The 21510-nt window shown below is 54.9% G+C and carries 13 protein-coding genes; 4 read left to right on the top strand and 9 right to left on the bottom strand.

The genetic code is table 11. The annotated features are described in order from the left end of the window. Positions 1 to 28: 28 nt before the first annotated feature. From CLV44_RS07755 to CLV44_RS07740, 4 genes are all read left to right on the top strand, one after another. Positions 29 to 1831 (top strand): CHASE2 domain-containing protein, encoded by a 1803-nt coding sequence (locus CLV44_RS07755; protein ID WP_170069296.1) that lies wholly within the window; start codon positions 29 to 31, stop codon positions 1829 to 1831. Further along, a complete protein-coding gene (locus CLV44_RS07750) occupies positions 1831 to 3021 on the top strand; it encodes a hypothetical protein (protein WP_106591544.1) in 1191 nt (396 codons plus the stop codon). Before CLV44_RS07755 ends, CLV44_RS07750 begins: the two co-directional genes overlap by 1 nt. 335 nt (positions 3022 to 3356) lie before the next feature. Continuing rightward, the gene (locus tag CLV44_RS07745; RefSeq protein ID WP_170069295.1) at positions 3357 to 6635 is read left to right on the top strand and encodes a DUF4214 domain-containing protein; all 3279 of its coding nucleotides are present in this window, start codon (positions 3357 to 3359) and stop codon (positions 6633 to 6635) included. Positions 6636 to 6797: 162 nt separating this feature from the next. Then, positions 6798 to 7610, top strand: a complete 813-nt coding sequence (locus tag CLV44_RS07740) for a SapC family protein (protein WP_106591542.1) — start codon at positions 6798 to 6800, stop codon at positions 7608 to 7610. A gap of 185 nt (positions 7611 to 7795) precedes the next feature. Here CLV44_RS07740 and CLV44_RS07735 read toward each other — a convergent pair whose 3' ends face one another. From CLV44_RS07735 to CLV44_RS07695, 9 genes are all read right to left on the bottom strand, one after another. After that, positions 7796 to 8920, bottom strand: a complete 1125-nt coding sequence (locus CLV44_RS07735) for a DUF4214 domain-containing protein (protein WP_106591541.1) — start codon at positions 8918 to 8920, stop codon at positions 7796 to 7798. Positions 8921 to 8937: 17 nt separating this feature from the next. Further along, entirely contained in the window at positions 8938 to 10152 is a 1215-nt protein-coding gene (locus tag CLV44_RS07730; RefSeq protein ID WP_106591540.1) for a DUF4214 domain-containing protein, read from the bottom strand. Between the two features lie 43 nt (positions 10153 to 10195). Continuing rightward, positions 10196 to 11560, bottom strand: coding sequence for an MBL fold metallo-hydrolase RNA specificity domain-containing protein (locus tag CLV44_RS07725; RefSeq protein WP_106591539.1), 1365 nt, complete (start codon positions 11558 to 11560; stop codon positions 10196 to 10198). A 33-nt stretch (positions 11561 to 11593) separates the two neighbouring features. Continuing rightward, positions 11594 to 12610, bottom strand: a complete 1017-nt coding sequence (locus CLV44_RS07720) for a DUF2235 domain-containing protein (protein ID WP_106591538.1) — start codon at positions 12608 to 12610, stop codon at positions 11594 to 11596. 44 nt (positions 12611 to 12654) lie between these two features. Beyond that, complete coding sequence (locus CLV44_RS07715) at positions 12655 to 13737, bottom strand: acyltransferase family protein (RefSeq protein ID WP_106591537.1); 1083 nt, start codon at positions 13735 to 13737, stop codon at positions 12655 to 12657. A gap of 80 nt (positions 13738 to 13817) precedes the next feature. Further along, the gene (locus CLV44_RS07710) at positions 13818 to 14519 is read right to left on the bottom strand and encodes a Crp/Fnr family transcriptional regulator (RefSeq protein ID WP_106591536.1); all 702 of its coding nucleotides are present in this window, start codon (positions 14517 to 14519) and stop codon (positions 13818 to 13820) included. A 13-nt stretch (positions 14520 to 14532) separates the two neighbouring features. Further along, positions 14533 to 15072: a hypothetical protein gene (locus CLV44_RS07705; RefSeq protein WP_106591535.1), complete on the bottom strand. Its 540-nt coding sequence runs from the start codon at positions 15070 to 15072 to the stop codon at positions 14533 to 14535. 18 nt (positions 15073 to 15090) lie between these two features. Further along, positions 15091 to 16017: a SapC family protein gene (locus tag CLV44_RS07700; protein WP_106591534.1), complete on the bottom strand. Its 927-nt coding sequence runs from the start codon at positions 16015 to 16017 to the stop codon at positions 15091 to 15093. A 206-nt stretch (positions 16018 to 16223) separates the two neighbouring features. Further along, a partial coding sequence (locus tag CLV44_RS07695) for a choice-of-anchor K domain-containing protein (RefSeq protein WP_170069292.1) occupies positions 16224 to 21510 on the bottom strand: 5287 nt, incomplete at its 5' end.

Raw genomic sequence — 21510 nt, 5'->3', positions numbered from 1 at the left:
ACTGGTACTTCTGTGCCTGCACGGGCTGATGGCGACGCTTTACTTTGCCTGGCCCGAACAGGCCAAACGCCTGGAAGCCCCGCTTGACGATTGGCGAATACGCCTATTACAGCCCGACAACACCGGCCCTGATCCCCGCTTGGCGCTGATCGATATTGATGATGCCAGTTTGGCCCAAGAGGGCCGCTGGCCCTGGCCTCGGGCTCGCATTGCCAAGTTAATACAAACCTTGCAAGCACATGAACCGGCCTTGATCGGCGTGGACATCCTGTTCCCCGATCAGACCGGCCAGTCCACAACGCTGGCTGACGCACTGAGTGCCGATAACATCACCACCAGCCTGGTCTGGACGACCAGCGGCATACCCGCACACGGTGCTCTGCCTGAAAAAATCCGCTGCCTGAACGACTGCGAAGCCCTTCCTCGAATCCGTAGCTGGATCAATAACACGTCCGCATTGCAAGGACACGAGCAAGCTCATATTAGCCCTATCACCGATAGTGATGGCACCGTGCGCCGCGTATTTCCATTGGTATGCCATCAAGCTACCTGTGTGGAAACGCTGGCACTCAGTCTGATGCGTCAACTACTGGGCAGCACACCTGCGTACCAGTTACGACAACAGCACTCTGGCATAGCACTAACCAGTACAGATAACCTGCTTACAGTGCCGCTGGAACAGGACATGAGCCTGCGGATTCCCTGGTACAGCCCCAATGGCAACGCCATCCCCTGGGTCAGCGCCAAGGACGTACTCAATAACCACCTGCCTGACGACTTTTTAAACGGTAGAGTCCTGATTCTGGGTTCCAGCGCAGTCGGCCTTCATGACCGTATCAGCACCCCAACTGCACCGGACTACCCTGCGGTTGAAGCGCATGCGTTGCTCCTGCAAGGACTACTGAACCAGAATTTCTGGTCTACCCCCACACACGGGCATCGCTGGGCCTGGGCGATCGGTCTGGCCATCGCCCTGTTGCTAACCCGCGTCATCACCCGGCAACGCCCGCGTGCAGCACTCGTCATCGCTTCGATCGCCGTGGCCTGCTGGGGCCTGTTTGCACTCGCACGACAACAACACGGCGAGTTCTGGCCATTGGTCCCGGTCCTGGCCACAACCGCAGGCACGTTACTGGTGCTGATTCCCTGGACAAGCCTTGACGCCATCCGTGCGCGTGACATACTCCAGCGCCAATTCAGCCATTACGTTGCCCCCCCGGTACTCAACCGCATCCGCCAGCATCCCGAACAGGTGATCGGCATGGAACCTGAGCGCCGTATCATGACCGTACTCTTTGCTGACATGCGAAATTTTTCCGCGTATGCCGCGCATATTGACCCCGAGTATCTGGCCAACGTGCTGCAGATCATCATGGACAGACTGACATACGTCATTCACCAACACGGAGGTACGGTGGACAAATACATCGGCGATGCTGTTATGGCTTTTTGGGGCGCTCCCTTGGCCGATACCGAACACGCCCTGCACGGCACCGAAGCGGCGGCGGCGCTCTGCGCCGAGATGGACCGTGTAGCAGCAGAATATAACCTGCCACTCAAACTCAGTGTCGGTGTGAATTCGGGGGAAGTTGTGGTGGGGGAGTTTGGCTCCAGCCATCGCCGCAGCTACACCCTGATTGGTGCGCCTGTCAATCTGGCCGCCCACCTTGAAGCTGCCACGCGCCAAACACCCTATGCCATCCTGCTGGGTCCCGGCACCTGCGCACTACTGCCTCCAGCTATCGGCGGCGCACCCGTTGAGTTGCAGCTATCCAGCCAACCCGGCACCACTCATGCGCGTGGGCTGCTCCCCATCGAGGCCACGCATTGATGACAGCCCCGAGCCGCGTCCTGCTAACGATCCTGTTGTCGGCCCTGTCCCTGCAGGTTTGGGGGGCCTCCTGTTCCACGGCACAACAAACGGCATGGCAACATCAGACAACCGAATACCGCCAACAGCAACAATGGGCGCAAGCCCACACGACCCTATTACAGTTAAGCCATTGCCAACCCCAACGGGGCGACCTGCGCATTGAACTGTTACGCCTGGCGCTGAGCAGCGGCAACTACGCAGCGGCCCTGCGCCACCGCCAGTGGCTGGTTGAGAACCAAGTACCGCCCGCCCTGCTGCAACTGATGGACGCCTGGATTGAAGAAGCCCGATTCGCCAATAGCCAACCGACAGATCAACACACGCATAGTCTCAGCCTGAAACTGAGCCGGGGCTATGACAGCAATGCCAACGATGGCAGCCGTCACGACACGATCGGTATCAATTTTAATGGGTTACCACTGACCTGGAGCCTGGATACCGCCAGTCAGGAGCAGGCCAGCACCCTGTCGGCGTTCAGCCTCAACTGGCAGCATCAAGGTACCCGTACCTGGAACCTGGGCGGCAGCACCCGCCACTACGACAAACTGCAGCAAACCGAATTTCGGCTATATGGGCTGCTTAACCAGCCCATTCCCTGCCCCGCCGGTTTGAACTGCACCCTTGATCTCTCATTGAACGGATTAAAGCAGGAAGAACAGAAGCAACTGCAAACACAATTGGGCGTGAGCATATTGGGCCGCACCCAGCGCACATCGGCCTATGTACGCCACACCAGCGACAGCATCGCCCCCGACAGCCAAAGTGTTGGCGTGCAATGGCTGGGTCGCCAGTCGCCCAGTGTTATGTTGCTGACCGGAGTCGAGTTTGACGACCCCCTGGAACCCCGTGCCGGTGGTGCCAAAACCAGTGTACATGTAGGTACACGCCTGACCCCGATCCCCAGCCTACCACTGGAGTTGAATCTGCTGCACCTGCGCGAATTTGAACAGCAAGCCTATTCGCCGGCGTTCTGGGGCGACGACCGCCGCAACCGCCGCCTTAGCCGTGTCGACGGACGCTACAGCTGGCGCCTTAACTCAGCGCTTGCACTTAAAGCCCAGCTACAGTGGCGTCATACCAACAGCCCCATTGAACTGTATCAACAGACGGGTTGGCTGGCAGAACTGAGCATCACCAGTACACTTTAGTCCTTGTGCGAGCCCTTGTGCGCAGCCCACTGTTTTATAGTAAGATTGCCCGTCCAGTGCAGAGGGACACAGCACGCCGTATCTACCTCTGTTGCCATTCAAATATGTAAAGGTGTGATGGCGGTCACATAATATGGCCAGCCAGTCTGCTTCAATGCAACCATCTTAATTGCACTTGGGCAGGCAACCGTTGTCACCCACATGTAATGTTTTGCAGGCACAGTGCCCGCAAAAGGCAGTGTGTATTGGCCACACGCTGTTTCGTACACACAAAGCATAGACGCTTTGTCATATATATGACCAAGTGGTTAACATCATTAATGGAGCAATACTACATGGCTACACAAGCAAGTTTGGATCAGATCCAGAATCTATACATCGCTTTTTACGGTCGTCCGGCTGACGCTGCTGGTCAGACTTACTGGGCTGACGAACTGGAAGCTGCTAACGGCGACCTGTCTGCCATCATCAACGCGTTTGCTTCTTCTGAAGAATACCAGCGCAACTACGGCGATCTGGAAGCTGCAGAGCTGGTTAACGCGCTGTACCAGCAGATTCTGGGCCGTGACGCCGAGCAGGAAGGTCTGGACTTCTACGTTGCTGAACTGGCTGCGGGCACCATCACCGAAGGTGAAATCGCTCTGGCTATCCTGAACGGCGCTCAGGGTGATGACACCGCCGTACTGGAAAACCGTAAAGCAGTTGCTGATGCGTTCACCGCTGAAGTTGAAGCTGCTGGCAAAGCATACGGCGAAGAGCAGGAAGCCGCAGCTAAAGCAATCATTGCTGCTGTTGATGCCAACACTGACGTAGCTAACGTAAATGTAGCCGGCACTGTAGCGGGCTTCCCGGACGCTACTGATACCGGTACTCCTGGCGTTGAAGGTGAAACCTTCCAGCTGACCGATGGTCGCGAAGGTTCTGGCCGTGACGTGCTGACCGGTACTGACAACGACGACACTTTCCTCGGCCTGGTCGGTCAGAATAGCGAAGGCGCTGTTGCCAACGCTTTCTCTACTGGCGACTGGATCGATGGTGGCGCTGGCCGTGACACCGTCAAGGCCTCTTTGATCAACGATAACGAAGTTGGTGAAGCTCCGAGCAACAACCAGGCTCCGCGTCCGATCACTGAAAACGTTGAAGAAGTCTACATCGAAGCACTGGAAGCCGTAACTCTGGACGCTACCCGCATGGAAGGCGTTGAAGAGTTCTGGTCTGACTTCTCCCGTGGCGACATGACCTTCACAGGTGTGAACCTGCGTGGCGATAACGTAGACATCACCAAAGATGTTACCTTCGGCATCAAAGACACCATGCACGACACAGACTTCACTGCTCTGTTCGACAGCCTGTCTCTGACCCGTGAAGCGTCTAACCCGTCCAACTCTCAGCTGCTGGTTCGCATCGCCGACGTTAGCACTGAAACTCCGGACGCACCGCTGACCAACGTTAACCTGAACCTGAGCTTCAACCTGGGCGGCACCACTATCTCCCTGGAAGACGTTCAGTCTACTGACGGTTCTTACGCTGGCCTGGTAGAAGCAATCCAGAACGCACTGGCACTGGAAGGCTACGCCAACCTGACTGTTGAGCTGTCCACTCCGTACAGCGACGTAACCGTTGCTGGCAACACCGTTACTCTGCCGTTCGTTGCTCAGGAAATCCTGATCACTGATCCGGCTGGCAACGCGTTTGACAGCGTAAACTTCACCCAGAGCGCCATCGAATCCGTTGCTGACGGCTTCCTGGTAGCGGGTAATGCACAGCCGGTTGATCCGTCTGAAACCAGCAACCTGATCGAATCCAACCTGGTACTGGATAACGCCGGTAACGGTTCTTTGGCTGGCGACGTCGTAATCGGCGGCATGTCCAACTCTGACCTGGGTGTTGAGCGTTTCAACGTTGCCGTTGATCGCGACAGCAAAATCAACTCCCTGAACACCACTAATAACGCGCTGCAGGAAATCCACATCGGTTCCATGGGTGTGAACGGTGACCTGTACATCGGTGGTACTCAGGCTGAGCTGAACGAAATCGACGCCAATGCCTTTGCCGGTGAGAACCTGAGCCTGGGCGAAGAGTCTGAAGTCGTTAACCTGGACTTCCTGGATGCCAGCGGTACTGCTGCAAACATCACCTTTGAAGCTGATTACAATGGTAATAACCGTAATTCCAGCGAACAGGGTTTTGTAATCAACACCGGTTCTGGTAATGACACCATCACAGCTTCTGTAGATGGTACCTCTACTTCAGGCAGCACCCTGACCAGCCTGACTGTCAGCTCAACTGGCGGTAACAACACAGTAACTCTGTCTGATACAGATACTGCTGGCCTGCAGGGTGTAGCTGAAGTCAACTCAGCAACAGTTACTCTGGGTGCCGGTAACGACACTGTAACTGGTGGCGCTCTGAACCTGACCGCTAACACCGGTGCTGGCGATGACGTGATCTACGCTGAAAACACCGGCGCCAAGACTATTGCAACCGTTAACGCTGGCGTATGGTCTACTGCTGCTGGCGACACCGTAATGGGCACTGCGGCTAACGTTGGTGCAGACGAGCTGCTGTACGGACGCGACGTGCGCGTTACTCTGTCTCTGCCGAGCAACGTTGGTACTACACCGACAACAAACATAGCTGATTCGTTTGTAGATGGCCTGGAAGCAGTTGCCAGCATCACCGCCAGCAACGGTTACCTGACGACTGAACGTGACCTGTACGAAGCAGTTGCCAAAGCAATCAATGAAGACGCCGTACTGAGCAAGCTGGCATCTGCTGCTGTTGACAGCAACGGTCACCTGACTGTTACGTACCAGATCGACGGCCTGAGCGTTGTTGCTGAGAATGTTGTTCAGTTCGAAGTGCTGGGCGACTGGGCTGACCTGTCTGCCGCTGCACAGAACAACATCGTTGACGCGCTGAAGAGCGAGTACAGCGACTCTTCTATCGATGCTACCGATGCCGCAAACGGTTACGACGCTGCAGATGCAACTGCTGGTAACGTAGCAGTGAGCACTGCCGGTACTGATTCTCTCGTAAACGGTGGCACCAACACTGTCAATGCTGGTCTGGGTAACGATGTTATCGTCCTGAGCTCTGACGATACTACAGTTGATACTGTTGTATTTGACGGCCAGTTCGGTACCAACACCATCGTTCACTTCGATGCATCCAATGACGTACTGGACTTCTCTGCATGGTTGAACAACACCCTGTCAGCTTCCGGTTCTGTTGAGTCTCAGGTACGTGTAACTGGTACAGCTGTCGATCTGACCGCTGGCACTGGCGCCTTCGGTGAAAACCAGGTTGCAGTAACCACCTTCACCGTCCTGGATGGTGCAGCAACTGCTGCATTGGCCTTCAACACCCTGTCTGCTGATCAGGTAAAAGCCGCACTGAACGAAGCGGGTGGCTTTACATCAACTGCAGGTAACGTTGACGGTACTACTCAGCAGTCCATCCTGATGGTTGAAAACGTGGATAACCTGGGTGAATACAAAGTATTCCAGGTAGCATCTGATGAAGCAGCTGGTGATAACTTCACCACCGTCACCCTGGTCGGCACCGTTGACTTTGGTGAAACTGTTACTGCAGTTGATGCCAACATCCTGTAACACCCGACTAAAGCCCTTGCGGCTTGATCGTCGAAACCCTCAACGTGCTCTGCACAGGTAAGGGTTGAACTGAGAACCCTCGGTCTTCGGACCGGGGGTTTTCGTTATCTACCTGTCGTAAAATGACACGCTGAATCACATCCAACACCCACAAGGTGATGTATGACCCACTATGTTCCTCTGAATAAAACCGATCACGCCACCCACGGCTGGCGTAAAGCCGAGTCACTGAGCTTCGCGGCTGAACAGTCCGCTGTTGCGGTCCTGCTGGATGAGCTGCCCCACCTGCTGCCAACGCTGCCACTGGCGTTTATTCGCCATGCCACCGATGATGGCGCCGGCCGTTACGAGTTAATGGCCCTGCTGTCGGTAACGCCCAAGCTCAATCTGTTTGTGGCACCCGATGGCCGCTGGCTCGGCGGCTATCTTCCAGCTGAGTTCAGGGGCTATCCGTTCCGGTTGATTCCTGAACAGTCATCTGGCCAGCGCGTACTCTGCTTCGACCAGGATAGCGGTCTGTTGAGTGATCAACCCGCCGCAGACGGTGTGCCGTTCTTCGATGCTGACGATAACCTGTCACCATCCATGCAGAATGTGCTGAGTTTTCTGAACACGTGTGAACAGAGCCGCAAACAGACTCAATACGCGGTGGATACGCTGACCGAACACGGACTGATGACCCCCTGGCCGATCAAGTTGAATACCGGTGAAGAAAACGCACACGAAGTGAAGGGCCTGTTCCGCATTGATGAAGCCGCCCTGCGCAGTCTGAGCGGTGACGCCTTGCAGACATTGGCCCAATCCAATGCGCTGTCGCTGGCATATGCTCAACTGCTGTCACAGCACCGCCTACAGGGCTTGAGCAAGCTCTATGACCTGCAGGCACGCGCCAAACAGGCGCAAACCCCATTGTCAAAAGACGATGTGGAAGGAATGTTCGGGGCACAGGACGACACCCTGAAGTTCAATTTCTAAGCCAAGGCAATAGCGATGCGTTATGTACTGATCACCGCCGCAACCCTGCTATTCACTGGCTGCGGCGGCGTGCCGTTTGTACCCTGTATATAGGGTCACTCGATAAGGCGGATGAGGTTGATACTCCTACGTACCCCAACCTCACACGCCATCTTCCGGCGCAATTGACCGGCAATGCCTGGCAATCAGATAAACCAGTCTCCCACACTATCCTGCTGCAACTGGGGCAGCCAGCTTTCGGCCTGCTGCTGGTTCTCCGGCGAGTCGGCAAAGCGCAGCAATACTTCGGCTGCAGACATGCCGAATGCCATTTGCGTCTCCCAGTACCGCTGCCCGGACGACTCCGGCACACGGTCCAGTACGTTGAAATACAGTTGAGTGATATAGTCCGAATACTGCTCAGGGTAGCCACCAAACTCTGGTGAATACAGGAAACCCTGAGCAATCGCGGTCATCGAGGTGCCCGCCTCCAGCCGATCAACCCAGTAGTTCAAGCCGGCGTCATCCGGCCGCCGGTTCAGGCCTGCTTCGTACAGCAAGGCAAGATCAATCACCTCGTCCCGGCCGGCACCGCCGCCCTGCCAGGATAAGGCGTCTATGCTCGGGACATGGCGTGCAATCCAGTCATGGTAGTAGGCAATACTTTGGGCAAAACCGACTTCACCATAGCCACCATCTACAACCGTACCGTTGTACTCCACCATGTGCGTCAAAGTACCGGCGAGCTGGCCGCTGACAAACAGGCCGCCGCCGCTGTCCCCTTCACCGATGAAACCTTCGCGCCTGCCCAGGCCGGTGTGGTCCAGACCAAACTGCTGGCCCAGAGTATCGCCGTAGAGACTTCCGGTGTCGTAATCAAACGCCAGCCCGGATGTGTCAGCAAAGATACCCAGGTCGGCGGTCGTTGCATCCACCGTGTTGTAGCTGACCTGCAGCAACGGCACACCGGTCCAGAAACCGTAGGAGTCCGAGGCCTTGCGCTCGCCATAGCCTTCCAGGCTGACCATGGTGCCGGGGCGCACCTCGTCGGTGAATAATGAATATACGCGAGTGTCGCTGGGTGCGCTTCCGCTAAGCTTAACCAGTGCCAAATCCGCTCGTCCACTCGATGCGTCATAGCCTTCATGGGTGATAATCTGCGCCACCTGACGAGATGAATCAAACATCCCCCGTTCAAATATGACGTCCCACTCCCAGGGAGCCACGCCTTCCACCACATGCGCTGCCGTCAACAGCCAGCGGTCATCAATCAGGACCGCCGAGCCCCGATACACATCACTTTCTATCCGTACTACGCCACTGTAGGCCATGGTAAATCACTCCTTGTTCAGAACAGATCAAAACTGATGATGCCGCCGGTGATCTCCAGCATGTTGTCCAGATTTTCCGGTGACTCCGAGAAGTCAGCCAAAACCCGGTCCCAGGTTTTTTCGGGGTTGGTATTCAGCTGCTCCAACCACCAGTCGTAACCGGAAGCATCCGGCTCGCGGTCCAGAATATTAGTGTAGAGCCGGTGCAAGAAGTCGTCGTTGCTCGGCGCAAAGCCATACAGCTCCTTGAATTCGATCGAGTCGATGAAGCGGGCTGCGGCTTCCTGCAGATTCATGCCGTGGTCCATCTGCCGAACCCAATAGCCAAGGCCTGCTTCATCCGGCGTACGGTCGAAGGCGGCCTGATACAGGCGGTAGGCCTGCCCGGCCACGCCATCACTGCCGCTATCCCGGGCCAGCATGCCATCGTCGAAGGCCAGGCGTTGAATATTGACCAGCGTATCCTGACCGTCGCGACCTGTCTGATTGTCCGTCACCAGAAACGCGCCCTCTCCCTGCGCCTGGATCTGATATTCATCACGGTTGCCCTGAAACACCGCCGTATCCGTGCCCGCGCCGCCTTCCAGCCGGTCGTTGCCGGCAAAGCCCTGCAGGTAATCATTGCCCTGGCTGCCCTGCAGGACGTCTTCACCGCCGAGCAGTTCTGACCAGCTGTCGACGGTGTCGTACGCCCAGCGCCCTTCGATTGTCAGCTGGTGCCCGTCTACCTGCGCCTGATGACGTACATAGTCACCACTGCCGTCGGTCTGGCTTATCAGCGAATCACCCGTCGCCAGCCCCAGCGTTTCCGTCAGGTTGAGTGCCTGCATACTGCCGTCACGGCCATAGTTGATGATGCCGCGCGCACTGATGGTGCCAGCAACGGAGCCAAAGTCCAGTTGACTGAGCGTGCCATACACCCCCAGCTCGCCGCCCATGCGCAGGTCACCCGCAGCCGTGAACTCGCGCCCCGTACCCTGCGTGACCACTCGGTTGACCACTATGTCGCCATAGTTGCTGGCGTAGAAGTTGCGTCCGCTTACGCTGGCGGTTCCGCCTCCCCAGACATCAACGCTCAACGCGGTGTTGCTGGCATCGCGCACGGTGCCAAACATGACATCATCGGCCGCTTCCCAGAACTGATCGTATACCCGGTCCAGCCCGTCATGCAGCGTTTCAAGCTGACCTTCCCAGAAGTTCAGCCCCCAGTGTGTTGCCGTTACCTGTGCCATCCTGGCCTCCTGTTATTGATTCACAAGGGTGTGACATCGGTTGTCATGATACGTCGGGGATATGCACGCGTGGCACGCCCCGTTGTCGCAGGTGCTGTGCCAGCGCCTCTTTGGCGCTGCGCTCGCCATGCACCAGCCGCACCTCCGCGGGCGGCACGGGGATGGCCTGCACGAATCCGATCAGGTCATCCTGACCGGCATGGGCCGAATAGCCGCCGATCTGATGCACCTGCGCCTGAATCGAGTACCGCTCGCCATCCAGTTCGACCCAGCCATTGCGTGGCCCATACTCCAGGATGGTGCGCCCCGGTGTGCCGGCCGCCTGATAGCCGACAAACAGCACATCATTGCGGGCGTCTTTCAGCAGGGCTTTTAGGTAGTTCACCACCCGGCCACCGGTACACATGCCGGACCCCGCCAGCACCACACAGGGCCGCTGTGAGCGCGCCAGATAATCAACGGCCTTCAGGTGGTCTGTATGGGAGTCGATCACGGTGAGCTGATCGAACGCCAGCGGATGCCGACCAGCCTCCAGCCGTGCGTGCGCTTCGGCATCCCAGAACGGCTTTAACTGGCGGTACAGTTGGGTAAAGTTAGCTGCCAGTGGTGAGTCCACCACCACTTCAAGGTCATGCCAGCCATCAGCAATAATCGCCTCCAACTCGTAAAGCACGTCCTGAGTACGGCCAATACTGAAGGCCGGGATCAATACCGTACCGCCATCCTGTAACGCATGTTCCAGCACCGCTTGTAACCGTTGCCGCCGTGTCGCCCGATGTTCATGGTTGCGATCACCATAGGTGCTTTCCAGAATGAGCCGGTCGGCCCGTTCAGGTGCCTCCGGCGCAGGCAACAGTGGCGCATCCGGTGCACCCAGATCACCACTGAACACAATCCGCTCGTCGCCGGCTGGCGTCACGGCATGACATTCCACATACGCCGAACCCAAAATATGCCCTGCCCGCTGCAGCCTTACATCCAGTGCATATCCGGTTTGCTCCAGCACCAGCGGATACCATTGATTGTAGGGCACAGGGACCAGCCGGGTGCGTATCAGCTCCAGTACCTGCTCAATCAGACGGCGGTTGCGGGTAAAGCCGATCTTCAAGGCATCTTCCAGCATAGCCGGCAGCAGCAAGGCCGAAGGCTCCGAGCAGATGATCGGGCCATCAAAACCCGCAGCCAACAGGTAGGGGATGCGCCCGACATGATCTATATGGACGTGGGTCACTACCAGTGCCCGAATATGCGCCACAGGGAAGTCAATCAGCCCCGCATCCTCGGCTCCATGGGCATCGCTGCCTTGCAGCAGACCACAGTCAATCAGCACGCCCGCCTGTCCCAGCCGCAGCTCATGGCAAGAACCGGTGACGCTTTCAGTGGCACCATGGTGTTTAATCTTGATCATGCAACAATCCTTGTTTTGTATGGGCCTGTTAGTTTATTCAACCAGCTGTATTCGACTCCAGTCGCCGTTCAGCTGATCCAACATCCGTTCAAGTGCCGGGCTGCGATAAGCGGCTGTGCGATCATCCCAGCGCTGCTTCACGCTGGCATGCACTACCGGTTCGACCTCGCGCACCCATCGGCGACGCATGGCACGGTAAAAACCTCTGTATTCGTTATGCTGAGGGCCGGCATGGTTCGGTGCCAGATGTGCAGTAAAGTGAGGCGCCAGCAATAGCCCGTACGCGGCAGCCTCACGTGTTAGCCACTGGGCAGCATGATCACCAAGAGAGTGGTCCGGGTAGCTGCCGCCAATATCGCTGTGAACCCCCGCAAACCAAACCTGCTGCAGGTCTATGCCTGGCGCGGTTGTCCACAGTGCGGGCTCGAAGTCTTGACGGTTTTCATCAATGGATACAGCATGGCGGGCATGGTTGATAATGGCACTGGGCTGGGTGTCGTGAAACAGGTAGTGGTCTGTGCCCAGTGTCCCGAGAAACGGGGCTGGAATCCCTAGTGAGCCGACCGTGTCCAACACGCCAACAAAGTGTATGCGGCTGATATCCGCCACGCAGTACTGGTGACGAAAGGCGGCAGCCTGCTGGCGGGCAGGGGCTGAACGCGTGCTGCGCCGACGATATAATCGGTAGGCGTCGCCAATACGCTGCGCCTGCTCGCGTCGGAGGATGCCGCTGTTATGAATCAGTCCAGCCAATGAACGTACAGTGTAAGCGCCCCGGCTGAAACCAAACAGATACAGCCGGTCACCGTCGTCATAGTTGTGTACGATAAAGCGGTAGCAATCGAGTATGTTTTTGTCGATACCTTGCCCCGTAAGGCCAGCTCCGATGGTGTTACCATCTGAGCCGAGCCCCCAGTCATAATACACAACCTGTTGATGGCCGGAGCTGTCGTGCGGCGCAATGCCTCTGGCAATACGCAGCACATGGGTGCCGGTGTCCGACTCCGGCGATTGCCAGGTGCCGTCCGAGCAGATGATGATATTTTTCATATATCCAGTCCTTGGATGGTATGGCTCCGTGAAGCATTGTCAGCTTATTTTACGTAGCGTTTCCTCAACGCCAGGAATGGCTCTTCAAGGGTATGGTATGACAGTTTTGCAAATGCCAGACTCAACCCGCCGACAATAATCAGATTCAACAGCAGGTTGGGTAAAAAGCTGCTGGTTACATGCAACGGCCCGATCAGTTCGCTCCAAAGCCATAATATCAATGCGTGCATCAAGTACCAGGAGTAGCTCACCTGCCCCATGGTCTCGAAACAACGTGACAATAAGCGAGGGAGCGCTTTCGTACTGCACAGGTAGGTCACCACCAAAAAGGCCCATAGCAAGGCCTCTATACTGGGCCAAATAACCCACCAGGCGTCATGCTGCAGTTTTGCTTGATAACTGAACTCGGCCGCCATCAGGCCAACGCCTCCCCATATCAGCAAGGCGGCAAACAAGGGCCACAGCACACTGGTCAGCCTGCCTTTGCTCTGACAATGCTGATAAACCATGGCGGCCAACATGCCGATCAAGAATTGATCAAAACGTCCCAGCAGCGTGGAATAATACATGTGCTTCGGGTTTTCACTAATGAAGTAAGCCCCCAGCTTGAACAGCAATACAATCAGGATAAGTCTGGGTAAATATGACAGACCCTTGTTCACAGCCGCCAGTGCAATGAATGGAAATACCGCATAGAAGGTGAATTCCACCGAGATGGTCCATGCCGCCCCGGTTATAAAACTGCCGGATGTTGGCGCTGTCCCCAGGTTGGAAAAGAAAATGTAGAGAATATCAGCTGCACGAAATTCATTGCGGCCAATGGATATGGAGACAAAAAAAACAAACAGGAATAATGGAAAGATGCGCAAGAAGCGATTGCGCATAAAGTCCATATAGCGAATCTCTCCGGCCTGCAGCCTGATCAGCATGAAAATAAAACCCGACAGAACAAAGAACAAACCAATGCCGGTATGCCCCTCAACCATGAGCCCCAGATACCAGGCGTCAGGATTGGGCTGCCAACCGTGGTAGAAGTGATGGTAGAGGTGATAGACGAAAACCAGCAATGCTGCCATTCCACGCAGGTGGTCAAGGCGTGGCAAATAGGCAATATTGGATGACTGCATGTGACGTAATCCCGAGATTGTACAGTGCGTAGGCAGTGGAATGGCTATTAAAGGGGAAGGTCTTGCACCGGGGCGGGAAACTAATCCCTGCCTTCCAGTACACGTTTTTCAAGTTTGGGCAGGTCCATGATCCAAACGATACGTCCCTTTTTGTTGATCACGCCGGATTCATGAAGCTGGCTCAGCACGCGTGAGACTGTCTCCCGACTGGTGTTGGTCAAACTGGCCACTTCGCGTTGGGATGGGAAGTCGAGCACTTTGAAACCCTCAGGGGTCTCTTCATAGTTGGAACGTAACAACAGCGCACATACACGGCTATGTGCCTGCTGGTATCCCAGCAACATGATTTGCTGGTTACAGCGCCGTACCAGCTGGGTAAGCCCAACCATCATCCTTGCCGAGACACTGGGTTCGTTTACCATCAACTCCAGCGCGGGCTTGCGCGGCAGAAAGGCAACCAGTGACGCTTCGACAGCCAGTACGGCCGCAGACCGTGGTTGCCCATCGATCAGGGACAATTCACCAAAGTGTTGTGTGGCTCTGATGAGCGAAAAACCGATCTCTCTACCACTGCTCGAATAGGCTACAGCCTTGAGTTGGCCCTTCAATAGCAGCCCCATGGCATCGGAAGGATCGCCCATCCCCAGCACGGTTTCTTCTCGCTGAACCTGCCGCACACGCAGCCGAGACACGATCCAGAGCAAACGTTCTTCGCTCAATTCCTGAAACAATGGGCATTGCTGCACATAGCCCAAGATGAGGCGCTGTTCTTTTTCCGTCATGGATATAGCACTCTCAGTGCATCAAAGATACAGGGGATTCCAGACGCATCCGTTGCGCCTGTTTCATCCAGTCGGGCCAAACATCCGGCCATTGTGCCTGCTGCCAGTGTTTGTACAACACTCCCAACCAGATACGGGCGTGCTCTTCTTGCAGCAGTAGAACCGCCTCATTGTCCGGTAACGCAAACACGATACGCAACACTTTGTCACGCGGCTGAAACTGGAGTGCATGTACCAGGCACGTCAACGTAGCCGTATCGGCCGGCACTCTTGCTAACGGTTGGCGATGCTGTGCAACCAGTTGGCGATTGACCTGCCGTGTGGAGGATACTGCAGCGGGAGGTGCGTCAGGAGCAGGCTGCCCAGGGCCGGGCATCGCTTCGACTGCAGTGCCTGATTCATGGCGCCCTACCCATTCAATCAGATGTGGCAGCAGCCGTCGCAACAACCGCTGAGTCAGCCACAGATTGACACCACCAACATCAGACTCGGCGCTGATCAGGAAACGGTCTTCATTTTCGACAAATTGTGTCGTTAATCGGGTCAGCTGCATGGTGATTATCCAGCTTGGTCAAATCCATTTTCTTAGCGTATCAACTGAACGCTGGAGCAGACCTGCCAGTTCCGTTAGCTGGCTGCTGTCCCGCGCCTCGACCGCCAGTGTATGACGGGCTTGCTTGATGATATCACTGCGCTTGCGACTTTTCAGATCATCCAGGCTAACACTAAAGCGATCACAAACAGTACGAGCCAACTCATGCACATTGGCGGGTGCAACGGTACCGGTATTGGCTTTCGTGTTGGCCGCAGCGGTTGGCATGTGCGCGTGTTTGAACAGGCGGCGGCACGATTGCTGATGAACATACAGCAAAGTTCTCAATGCCGGTGACAGGGATTGCTGTTTGATAACGGCCGTATCAGGACACGCCAGCAGGCTGACGCGGGCGCGAGTACCATCGGCACGTAGCAGCGAGAACGTGACCGGCTGCAGTACGTTCAATGCTAACAGTTCCTGCATGATCGGTTGAGTCTGATCAAACGCCTGCTGTATCGGTGCCAACGCTTTGATAATGCCCTGCAAGCGACGCGTAGGCTTGCCTTTGGAGGTAATGATTTTTTCACCGTTCCCTCTGAAGTGGGGAGCGGTCGGATACACTGCCAGACTGCTGCGCTTCTGGTCACGATGGAAACCGAACGGATACAAACGTAGCACATCGGGCAGTATTCCGCCCTGCCAATGCATCTGGGTGCTGAAGGCAGATCTGTCCTTTGATTTAAGCAACATGCAGGGCATGGCCCCGCCATTTGGCAAAGGATAGAACAGGATGGGAAACTGGCCTGCCAGGCGGCTGGCTTCTTGATTATGCACAGGGACATAAAGCCAACTCGCTGCAAAGGCAAAATTGTTGGCTTTATGAAAGCGCAAAGATCGATGTCGTTCCAGTGACAGGACCTCTGAACGCCCGGTATTTGGCTGATTATTGTCCGGCGTACTCAATGCTGTTCCCCCACCATTTACTTACCCTTTTTGACGCGAAAAGGATAACGGTTGGGTGCTGTGGAGTCCAGCAAAGTGGAGGGATCCCAGCTAAATATGAACTGAAAGCAACCCAGCCAAGGCAAAACCATGCAGTTCAACTGGGCGGGACTACTTTTAAAAAAAGAGCCGGCACTATGGCCGGCTCTCGTACACCCAAGGCGGTGTTAGAAGTCTGATGAAGTATTTGGTGTACCCACCAGGTTGTCCATCAGAGCGGCATTGTCGACCAGGCCATCCGCACTTTCCTGCGGCGGACTTTGTGGCTGTACGCCGCCATCACTTTCACTGCCGTCTTCAGTGGGTTCATCGCCACCCAACAGGGCACCAAGGCCTTCCCCTTCCTGTTCCTCTTCGAGCAGATCTCCGGCATACAGGATTTCACCCTCTGGCTGCTCAGACTCTGGGATATTTGCTTCTGGTTCTTCTGATTCAGGCTCTGCAGAGATGCTGTCCTCCTCCTCTTCACCACCCCTATCGCCCGATTCAGATTCTTCAGTCGCACCGAAACCGAAGATATCACCACCGTCATCAATCAGGCTGGCTTCGGCGTCGTCATTATCGGACTCTTCATCTGCAGGCGCTTCTACTTCTTCGCTTGCCGGTTCAGAGAGTTCATCGTCAGAAAGAAGTGCCTGCAGCTCATCCCAGGTCAAACTAAAGCCTGCTTCTTCGAAGGTGATCACACCATCATTTCCGATCAAGGCAGAGTCGAACTGGGCTACCCGCTCATCACCGGCAAAGATCGACAACACATCACCGGCATCATACTCAAAGGCGCCGGTATCCAACTCACCTTTGATACCTGAACTGGTCTGGTAGGTCAGACCTGTTACAGGCTCAGTGGCCAGCGTTGCGGACTGAATGGAGTCATCCATATGCTCATCGAACTCGGTCATGCCGGCATACTGCTCCAGCATCTCGCGAACATGCGCCATGGCCTCTTCTTCAGACACATACGACTGACCCAGCTGCTCGATCAGAGCCTTGAGCTCAGCTTCCGTCGCAGTTTTCAGATTCAGACTGGTATCCGCCAACGCTGCATGGGTCGCAGCACTGATGCTGATACCGTTGGCCGCATTGCCATCTGTATCCAGAGACTGCAGGAAGACGGCCATGTTTTCGACATACTCGTTGTTCAAATCCGAGCGGTCCACATTGGCCAGATCCTGCAGGAACACCTGCCCTTTAGCGAGGTCATCAGCGGAGGCGGTACCCACCACGACATTACCCACCTGGAAGGTCACGGAATCGCCTTCACGGTATTCGAAGCTTCCGTTTTCATCGGTCATGCCATTGAGGCCTGACGATGTGAGGTAAGCCACACCGGCAACGATGCCGTCGACCAGGGTTGCGGTAACCGTGTTCTGGTGACCAGTACTGTTTTCAGTTGAGGTAACGGAGATCGTAATGCCTTCCAGCTCCGCATCTGTCAGCTGACGGTTAGATAACAGTTTGACATCACTTTCAGCTTCGCCACTGGCATTCAACGTCACCGTATAGGTGCCATCACTATTAGCGGTTACACCTGTGCCCGTAATTGAAGTGCCTGTGGGCAAGCCGTCTACGCTAATGTCGCTAAGAGTTTCGGAGTTATCCAGGTCAGTCAGTGCCGCTGACATATCGAGGTCGTACTCGTAGGTACTAACTTCAACCGTCACTTCTGCACTGAAATCCGAAATTTTGAAATTGCCATCCGTTCTAGTAACTACAACAGTGTCAAACTCTGCTAGCCCCGTGAAGGTATGAACACCATCATCCAGACTATCCAGATCAATGTTTGTGCCTACGGTATTTCCATCTTTCAGGAAACTTATATAACCATCATCGTCATTGGACCCACGTACCTTATAGCTACCAATAGTTAAGCTAAAACCAGTCGCGGTTCCACCCAAATTGTATGTATGAGTGCTATTGGTCCGTGACAGCGAAACATCCTCTGCTTCAATAAAGGCTTGTGTCTCAACTTCAGACCCGGTTTGGGTTCCTTGATCAACGCCACCATCAAGCACCGGCTCAGATGCTGTCGTATCCAAAGCGGTCACTTCAATATTCACATTGAAGGATGCTTGATCACCATCTTCGTCTGACACGGTTACTGAGAACTGCTTGGCTGTAAGCCCTTCCGAGAACTCACCCGGTTGTACGCTATAGCTGTACTGTCCGGTAGTGAAGTCGAATATCAGGGTTCCCTGACCGTCAAGCTCGATTCCTTCGCTTGGGAATTCAAAAGTACCGTTACTGCCATCAACCGTGTACGTCGTACCATAGAGAGTGATGCTGTCGATACTGATAGCACCATCACCGCCGGATACGTTATCGGACACATCGCCACTTACAGAGGCGGAAGCAGTATTGGTCAGGGTATCAACTAGCTGCGTTTCATTGGTAACAATGATCGGTGATTCGCCTTCCTGTACCTGAACAATATCCAGATAGGCTTCAGATACATTCGATCCAATGCCAACCACATAAAGCTTGTCGACATTGCCTTGCAGACCAGAGTCATTGCCTTCAATAAACTCTCTCCAGTCCTGGATTGCCGAATCACTGTCACTGTTGACTGCACTGGCGTTGTCGTTCGGGTCACCATCAGACAGGAAGTATCCAATCGTCTGATCCGCTGAGTGGCCAGTGAAATCCACTGTTTCGGTTGCGTTCAATGCATCCAGATAGTCGGTACTGCTACCGATATTGATGCGACTGCCATCTGAGTACACGCCATCATAGAAGCCACTGTCATTCCAGTGCACTTCCAGACCATTAACATAATCAATGGCTTCACTCACACTCATCCAGCCAACATTCACTGCGCTGGAAGCGAACAGCGTCAGGTTCACTTCAGTCTCACCCATGGCCTGATAGGCCTCAAAGGTAGAGATAAGCGACTCTTTAGCGATTTCGAAACGCGTTTTGTCTGCACCCGATACGTAGTAATCCATGGAACCGGAGACATCGAGAGTAATCAAAAGATTGGTCGTGGTTGCCCCGACTTCCAGGCCCACGGTTTCGTCTTCACCTTCCGGCAGCAAATCAGGTGCCTGTGGCGCACCAACAGCATTGATATTGATAGCCAGGGTGGACTCAACACCATCACCATCGGCATCAGTCACTGTATACGTGAAGCTTTCAACAGGATCATCACCTGGACTCAGTGCGTCATAGGCATCCTGATTCAGCTGGTAGGTGTAGTTACCTTCGCCATCAACGGTCAGTACACCGTAATTACCCTGAATCACACCGTTGTCAATGTCATCCCACTCGACTGCACCTTCATCCGCCGGGCCATCAGCGCCAAAGCCATAGTCAACCTGGCCTCTCACTTCAGGAGCATCCGAAGAAACAAGCTGTCCCATCAATTGGAAGCTGTTTGAAGCGTTTTCGTTGGTGTAGACAGTATCCACCACATTACCGCTACCATCGACGAAGCCTATGATTTCGAAGTTATAAGTTTCGGTAGCACCTTCAGCGGTGGTGATAGTGATCGGTACAATTGTGCTTGCGTTGCTAATGGTAACGATGTCTCGAGGGTCAGAACCACTATTAGACGTCTCATCATGCTCGAAACTGATTATATGATTAACCGTTGCAACATATCCGTTAATCACAACGTTAAACGACAAGTTCAGATCTACTGAGCCAATCGCATTACCTGTATCAGTCGGGAAATTATTGTGCGTAAATTCACCGATTTCGAACGTAGAATTCACTTCAACGTTCTGGTTATTGATCAGACTATTATTGTCATCGAAGGTGTAGTTTGAGGGGTCCCAACTAATGACATCATCCTGACCCGGAGCACCATTCTCAATTTCTTGAGCGTCCGAATTTCCGCCTTGTGGATTGGACCAGGACGTCTGCAGACCACCAACTTCTACGTCATTGATTTGAACTTCAAGAGTGTTCGAATCATTGTTTTCAGCTGGCATATCGTCTTCGATAGTGACCGAAACAGTACCCGTATCTACAGATGTATTACTGCCATCAGAAATCGAGACATCAAAGTCAAAGCTTAAGGTGTCTTCCAGGCTGTTCACACCATGATCGACTGGCTGACTCAGTGAAACGGTGTAACCGATGCTGCCTGGAGGAGTATCACCTGCAACATTAATGCTTTCTTCACCACCATTCAGTTCAACTCGGATCACTTCAGTGCCGGCGGCAGTAGAACCAAAGGCGACTGCTTCATTGCCCGGCTCGTACGCCCAGCTTATAGGCTCACCACCAGACTCAAGTCCTGTTGGCAGGCTGCTCAAGTCAATTGCAACAGTCAGCGCCGCTGTGCCATTGCCAGTAATTGTGAGAGAGCCCGAGTCACTGGCATCGTTTGTCTGATCGGTGTAACCCGTTCCGGCGTCAGTATCTTCCAAGCCCACTTTATCCTCAGCCGGGATATCGAGGCCTTCTTCGGACACTACAACTGAGCCATCGCCAATGGTCGGAATCGAATCATTATCGATAATCGTGGTTTCAACAGTGTCGTCGTTGTACTCGATCGCTTCGTACTGAGTGGCGTTGCTGTAGCTGCCGTTGTCCAGCGATACGGTGAAGGTCTCACCGTTATCGGCAGAGGCATCATCAACAGCGCTGCTGTTGAACACTTCACCAATGTTCACCGTGCTGCTCACCACATTCGTGTTGTAGTCATCATCACTGGCATCGTCATTAGTAAAGGTGACGGTAACGCTGCCACTCGGCTGATCAGCTTCGGCCAGCGGGATACCGTCGGCATCAACTGCCAGGACAACGTAACCGGCGCTGGTCGGACCATTCGCGACGTCTTCGTACATGCTGTTGGCCGACGTCAAGCCGCCTTCTCCGTCCAGACCGAACAGCTGGAAGGTGTAGGCAACGTCGTTGTCGTCGTAGCTCGGCGGATCTTGCGGATCGTCGTTGTCCGTTTCATCCACAATGGTGGTTTCAACGGTGTCGTTGTTGTACGCGATCGCCTCGTAGGCCGCCGCTTCGCTGTAGTTGCCTTCCAAAGCTACGGTGAAGGTCTCGCCGTTATCGGCAACGGCATCATCAACAGCGCTGCTGTTGAACACTTCACCAATGTTCACCGTGCTGCTCACCACATTCGTGTTGTAGTCATCATCACTGGCATCGTCATTAGTAAAGGTGACGGTAACGCTGCCACTCGGCTGATCAGCTTCGGCCAGCGGGATACCGTCGGCATCAACTGCCAGGACAACGTAACCGGCGCTGGTCGGACCATTCGCGACGTCTTCGTACATGCTGTTGGCCGACGTCAAGCCGCCTTCTCCGTCCAGACCGAACAGCTGGAAGGTGTAAGCAACGTCGTTGTCGTCGTAGCTCGGCGGATCTTGCGGATCGTCGTTGTCCGTTTCATCCACGATGGTGGTTTCAACGGTGTCGTTGTTGTACGCGATCGCCTCGTAGGCCGCCGCTTCGCTGTAGTTGCCTTCCAAAGCTACGGTGAAGGTCTCGCCG

Source organism: Marinobacterium halophilum (genome assembly GCF_003014615.1).
Taxonomy (GTDB): Bacteria; Pseudomonadota; Gammaproteobacteria; order Pseudomonadales; family Balneatricaceae; genus Marinobacterium; species Marinobacterium halophilum.
This window is presented reverse-complemented; position numbering and strand designations above follow the sequence as displayed.